At 63.6% G+C, this 5,831-nt stretch carries 5 protein-coding genes and 1 pseudogene; 4 read left to right on the forward strand and 2 right to left on the reverse strand.

Annotated elements, in window-relative coordinates; all coding sequences use genetic code 11:
- Positions 1-112 precede the first annotated feature (112 nt).
- Positions 113-304: pseudogene (locus LQ220_RS24485) on the reverse strand (zincin-like metallopeptidase domain-containing protein); the annotation flags it as partial.
- A gap of 137 nt (positions 305-441) precedes the next feature.
- Between LQ220_RS24485 and LQ220_RS24490 the strand changes: the two are divergent.
- Genes LQ220_RS24490 through LQ220_RS24505 form a run of 4 tightly spaced genes read left to right on the forward strand, consistent with a single transcriptional unit; the run spans position 442 to position 5,609 of the window.
- Positions 442-1,575: a tyrosine-type recombinase/integrase gene (locus tag LQ220_RS24490; RefSeq protein ID WP_039338042.1), complete on the forward strand. Its 1,134-nt coding sequence runs from the start codon at positions 442-444 to the stop codon at positions 1,573-1,575.
- Positions 1,575-3,347, forward strand: coding sequence for a site-specific integrase (locus tag LQ220_RS24495; RefSeq protein WP_039338044.1), 1,773 nt, complete (start codon positions 1,575-1,577; stop codon positions 3,345-3,347). Before LQ220_RS24490 ends, LQ220_RS24495 begins: the two co-directional genes overlap by 1 nt.
- Positions 3,344-5,179, forward strand: a complete 1,836-nt coding sequence (locus LQ220_RS24500; RefSeq protein WP_039338224.1) for a hypothetical protein — start codon at positions 3,344-3,346, stop codon at positions 5,177-5,179. Before LQ220_RS24495 ends, LQ220_RS24500 begins: the two co-directional genes overlap by 4 nt.
- Positions 5,166-5,609 (forward strand): hypothetical protein, encoded by a 444-nt coding sequence (locus LQ220_RS24505; RefSeq protein WP_066117763.1) that lies wholly within the window; start codon positions 5,166-5,168, stop codon positions 5,607-5,609. Before LQ220_RS24500 ends, LQ220_RS24505 begins: the two co-directional genes overlap by 14 nt.
- Here LQ220_RS24505 and LQ220_RS24510 read toward each other — a convergent pair.
- Positions 5,593-5,775, reverse strand: a complete 183-nt coding sequence (locus tag LQ220_RS24510) for a hypothetical protein (RefSeq protein WP_230190589.1) — start codon at positions 5,773-5,775, stop codon at positions 5,593-5,595. The genes LQ220_RS24505 and LQ220_RS24510 overlap by 17 nt on opposite strands.
- Positions 5,776-5,831 lie beyond the last annotated feature (56 nt).

A 5,831-nucleotide genomic window follows, 5' to 3' on the forward strand; every position in this document is an offset into this window, starting at 1 on the left:
TTGAAATAATGTGAAGGAACGTGGGCAGGAAACCCCAGAACTCAGCCAATCTGGCCGCCTTCCTTCACATTATCGACACCTCGCGATTACTGGGTTTATGCTCACCTCGCCATAACTCCAGCCAGTGCTCGATATAGCTCGCGTGGCTGTCGAGATGCGTGACCGGCAGCCCCAGCTCAGCACCCAGCATGGCACTGGAGAGTTCGGCGACCAGTTCTTCGGCGGCGTAGGCGGAAGTGCCGAAGCGGTTCTTGAGATCGCGGCCCAGGCGGCTGGCATGGCCGGTCCAGTGCGACAGCTCGTGGTAGGTCCCATCCATAACGTGTCCTTTCTGTCCTCTTCTGCCAATCAAGCAGGACACATGATCCGAGCCCCCTCTTCTCTGCCGGACAGGGAGGGCCCGAGGGCCCTTCCTGTCCGGTTGCAATCTTGGGAGTGGGTATGGCGCAGCTGTTGTTCTCGACGCCTGCATTCCGGCCCGACGGATCATCGGTGGAGAATGTCCCGATGCTGCTCGACGCCCGGATGCGGCTCGTCGAACCGGCCTGCGCATGGCTGATGCACGTTGCTTTGGTGCGCGGCAGGACCCGCAGCCCGCAGACCTGGCGAACCTACGCTGAAGCTCTCTACGACTGGTGGCAGACGCTAGAGGCCAATGGCTGGGCCTGGGACGAGGTCGGTCCTGGCGAACTGGCCGCCTATCGCGATCAGATGCTCCGGCCCCGTGGCGACAGCGGCAGACCGCTGGCACGCAGTACAATCAACGGGCGGCTCAGGACCATAGGGCGTTTCTACCGCTGGAGCGTGGCGACCGGACTGATGAAGCAGGTCCCGTTCGCAAGCCAGGAAATCGCGTTGTCGCGCAGTCGCCCGCAGGCGTTCCTGGCCCATGTCGATGCCACCGGCGGTCGAATCCGGGCCAACGAGCTTACCGTGCGGCATATGCCGATGTTGCCGCGCCCGCTCGCGCCGGAAGCGATCCGGCGCATCATGGCCGCAATGCCGGCACGCGACAGACTGATCGTTGAATGGGCAGTGACTACGGGAATCCGTCGGATGGAAGTGGCGGGCCTGACCGTGCGTCATCTGAAAGGGGCCGGCAGTGAACCGATGGTGCCAGTGCAGATCGACGAAACCAAGGGTGGGCGGTCGCGAATAATATATCCACCGGCCCCGCTGGTCGATCGTACCCGTGCCTATGTGCGGGAAGAGCGGGCGGTCCTCGTCCGTCGTGCGGCGACAAAACGGGCAGATCGCGATCCCGAGGCTCTGTTCCTGACTTGTCGGGGGCAGCCCATGAAACCGCGCAGGGTTGGCGCGATGTTCACGGCTGCCGCCGAGGCAGCGGGTGTGACGGCGACGTTCCATGCGCTGCGACATACCTTCGCCGCCGCCATGCTGCGGTTCCTGCAACGCGAAGCCCGGGCCAATCCCGAACTCAATCCCTTGCTCGCGTTGCAGGTGCTGCTCGGCCACGCCGATCTGGCAACCACCGCGGTATACCTGCGCGTTGTCGAAACCGACCTCTCGGCAATCGAGACCTCGGTCGACGATCTCTATGCGGCGCTGCTGTAATGCCGCGTCGGCAAAAGGACTACCGGGTCGAGCCATCGCCGAAGCCGCTGATCGGCAATCCGGGCGCATTGCTGGTCAATGTCGTAGATGCCGACGGCCAGCTCGAATGCGCGTTCGACTTCTCGATCTTCGATCGGCCGACGATGGCTGCCGAGTGGGCGCTCGCGTTCCGGCATCACTATGCTGCCAAACAACCGGCCAACAGAGGCTCAGCGTTCCGTACTTTGAAGTTCTGGTTTGCGTTCCTTGCCGAATACGATTCCGCCATCTTAGCCACGCGCGACGTCGATAGCGGCATTCTCAATGCGTTTATCGTTTGGCTCGGCACGAGGCCCTGGAGCAAGGGGTCACGGTATACTGTCTGGTCGATCATCAAGCAGCACATGGCCTGGCTCAAGCGCAACCGGCCCGACCTGGTTCACCCCGAACTCGAAATCCCGTTCAATCCGTTCCCCCGCAAGAATGCGGAAGCGCGCCAGCGTGAGGCACTGAGCCGCGATGAAATGGAACGCGTGCTCACGGCGGCCCATCGGGACATCGAAACAGCCTGGGCACTGTTCGAGGAAGGCCGCGCTGCGCTGGCTCGGGTCGATCGCAAGGCCATTGTCTCCGAACCCGACCTCGCCAAGCTCGATCTCGACGATATCGGGGTCATGCTCGCGGTGATCGACGGTCGGTTCGGCGGCGTGCCACCCAAAGTCGGCGACATGTTGAGAAAGGGCGCGGGCCTCTCGCATCTCCACTTCGCCATGATCCGCCATGGTGGCATGGGCGAAATCGCGGGGCGGCTGTTTGCGCTGCCGGATACGATCGTTGCCTATATGATCGCCATCGGCGCGCAAACCTTTGCAAATGCCGAGGCCCTCAGGCTGATGCGGCGCGACTGCCTGAGCGAGCATCTGCTGCTCGAAGGCAGGGTTCTGGTCAGTTGGCGCAAGGGGCGCGCGGGACGTGAACAGCGCCGCAGCTTCCTGCGCGACAAAAGCTCCTCGGTGCCCGTGCTGATCGATCAGGTTCTGGCTATGACCGAAAGGCTGGTGTCGCATACGCCACGCCGCGACCAGAGTTATCTCTTCCTCACCGGGATGATACACGGGTCTCGCAGAGTCGGTGTGATCCCCGGCTATCTGGCCACGAAACTTACCCGGCGGTTTGTGGAGCGCCATGGCCTGCTGGGCGACGATGGCAAGCCGCTCAAACTGACGCTGGCGGCGCTGCGCGCATCGGGGCTCACACTAGCGCACGAGCGGCTCGGGCATGATATCCTGAAGACGCAAGTGCTGGCCAACCATGCTACTCCAGACACGACACAGCGCTATGTGGACCGGCCCCGCGTCCGAAAGGCGCAAGCGCTGGCAATCGGCAGGTTGCAAGCCCGGTTTGTGGAAATGGTCCGGGGCGATGTCGAGTCCCCGCCCGGGACGGAGGTGCTTCCCGATCTGCGCCACGCGACCGCAGGCGGATTTATCTGTAGCGATCCCCTTGCCGGCGCTGCCGAGGGACAGCGCAAGGGCGAGCTGTGTACGGCCTGGCTCGGATGCTTCACCTGCCCCAATGCCGTGATCCCGCTCAACGAGGACGTGCTGGTTCGCCTGCTGGCGACGCGGGCAGCGCTCACCGACGCGCGTGCCGCCATGGCTCCCGAACGCTGGCGGCTGCTTTATGCACCCAAGCTGGAAATCCTCGAGCGCGATATCCTGCCCCGGTTCTGCGAGGCGATGCTCGAAGCAGTTTCGAGGATGTCACTGCCACAGCTGCCGCCAGTCGAATGAACCAGCACCCCCACCCACTCACGCAGTCGTCGCCATCCTGGGAGGATGCGCGGCTTTCCCCGTGGAGCCGGTTCGGCGACGATGAATGGCGGCTCGATATCCGCACTGCGGGTCGCCGCGCGGATCAGAAGCGGTTCAGTTGGGCGTTGGCCATGCCGGAGCACACGCGCATCGGGAACAGTGATCATGCTCAGCTTGTCCGCGCCGCCAAGCACTTCCTCTGGTCGATGCACTATCATCCTCCATCAGGGCGCAAACGCTCGTCTCCGGCGTCGATCCATCACAAAGCAATGTTGCTGCGCGCGCTGCTGGAATGGATGGCATGCGAAGGACACTCGCGCTTTGCCGGGATCGATCCAGCTTCGGTCGAACAACTTTGCAAATGGTTGCGCAGTCGTCCTGCACGCGCCGGCGGAGGCAAAGGCAATATCTCAACTGCCACAATCACGAACTATCTGCTCGTGATCAAAGACCTTTATCGTCAGCGGGAAAAGCTGAACGATGCGCCACTGGTCGATCCGCTGCCGCTGGAAACGACCTATGAGGCCGCCGGCCACACCAGGGCGACCAAGGGCGTCATACCGTTCATCCCCGAAGACGTGGCCGTTGCAATCCTGAGCGAAGCCCTGCGGTGGGTCGAGGAGCATGGCGATACGATCGTCGCAGCCGAAACGATCCGCCGCGAAGCGCGAGCGCAGGGTCTGCGGCGCGGCAAGCGCCAGGCATCTGATCATGTTAGAGCGGCGCTGAGGCTCGCATCGCTGGCCGGACCATCGGGCGAACGGTTCGATGGCGCCTATGCAGTTCGGCACGCCGCCGTCCACCTCGTCGAGGCGTGCTATATCTTGATCGCGGGCTTCGTCGGGATGCGGTCCAGCGAAATCCTGTCAATGAAAACAGGGGCAATCGAGCATCACCCGATCGGCGAAACCGGCGTTAATCAGGCATATGTCGTGTCCCGGCTGTTCAAGACTGTCGATGATCTCGATGGCCGTAGGGAGCGCTGGGTTGCCCCGGCACCGGTCGTGCGCGCGGTGGAGCTGCTCGAGCAGCTGAGCGCGCCGCTGCGCGAAGCCTCGGGCCGCGACGATCTGTTCCTGGTGAAGAACACGCAGTATGGCCAAATCGTGCCGGTGACGCACATGCATATCGCCTGGCGCATCAATGACTTTGCGCGGCATGTCGGCATCCCCGATCATGATGGGAAACCCTGGAGGTTCAGCACGCACCAGTTCCGTAAGACCTTTGCCCGGTTTATTGCCAGGCGCGACCGTACCCAGCTTCTGGGCCTGGCCGAGCACTTCAAGCATGCTTCCGTTGCCATGACCGCGCGGGGCTACGTCGGCAACGACTTCGACCTGCATGGCCTCATCGACCACGAAGCCCGCGCCGAAACCGCAGCCGCCCTCGATCGCCTGCTCGCCGCGAAACGGCTCGGCGGCAAGATGGGCGAACGTATCGTCGCCGGAAACGCCCGGTTCCGCGGCCGCGCGGGAGAACAGGTACGCCGAGACTATGTTGCGTTCATCCTCAAGGAGACTGATCTTCGCATCCATGCCTGCGACTATGGCTGGTGCGTGTTCCAGCAGGAGACCTCCCGCTGCGGCGGCGAACTGCAACCGAATGAGGTCGGACGAGCGCCGGCGGTCTGCCTCTCATGCGCCAACATGGTGATCGAAGCGAAGCACGGAGCCTACTGGCGGGATCGCCGGAGACGCAATGCTGCGCTGTTGCCGGAGGCCAATCCGATGACGGCGGCCGTGCTCAATGAGGCGATCGGACAATGCGAGCGGGTGCTCACGCAAATCGGAGATGACGATGGGCAAGGATGATCAGGGGCAGCGCTGGCAATCCGCGGCAAGGAGCTACCGGGCGGCGCTGGCGAGGCTGGTGCGCGGCGAAGGGCGCCACGCCGACCATGCGGGACGCGTGGTGAAGATCACGCCGACTTCGGTCGCGCGCGAAGCGGGACGCAGTCGCAATCCGCTCTATACGAGCCATCGGGACATCCTCGACGAGATCGAAGCTGCGGCAGGACCAGGCACGCCCGCACGCGACCTGGCAGCGCGCATCGCCACGCTCGAGACCGAGCTGACGCACCTCAGGGCCGATGCCCGGCGTCACGCCGAGGAGCGGCGCGAACTCGCCAGCGAGAACCTGACGCTGTTGCACCGCGCCCGAAGCGCAGAGGATCGGCTCACGGCGCTCCTGCGGCGAATGCCTGAGGCATCCACCGCAGGTGCCATCATGCAGCCACGCTGAGTTGTTCGGGCTGCTGCGTATGCATCCAGTCAGCTGCCGCCTGCGCTTTGCTCGCCAGCGTGAAAATCGCGCGAGCGTCGGCCTTGAGCACGCGTAGTAATCGCGAGGTGTCGATAATGTGAAGGAAGGCGGCCAGATTGGCTGAGTTCTGGGGTTTCCTGCCCACGTTCCTTCACATTATTTCAAAGCGTGTCGAGCCAGGCGAGTACGCTTGCATCGCGC

It is taken from the genome of Sphingobium sp. CECT 9361, assembly GCF_918741285.1.
In the GTDB taxonomy this organism is placed as follows: domain Bacteria; phylum Pseudomonadota; class Alphaproteobacteria; order Sphingomonadales; family Sphingomonadaceae; genus Sphingobium.

Bases quoted from the DNA above. Each gene is read 5' to 3' on its own strand.
- LQ220_RS24495 (WP_039338044.1), top strand. From the start codon at position 1,575: ATGCCGCGTCGGCAAAAGGACTACCGGGTCGAGCCATCGCCGAAGCCG.
- LQ220_RS24500 (WP_039338224.1), top strand. From the start codon at position 3,344: ATGAACCAGCACCCCCACCCACTCACGCAGTCGTCGCCATCCTGGGAG.
- LQ220_RS24490 (WP_039338042.1), top strand. From the start codon at position 442: ATGGCGCAGCTGTTGTTCTCGACGCCTGCATTCCGGCCCGACGGATCA.
- LQ220_RS24505 (WP_066117763.1), top strand. From the start codon at position 5,166: ATGGGCAAGGATGATCAGGGGCAGCGCTGGCAATCCGCGGCAAGGAGC.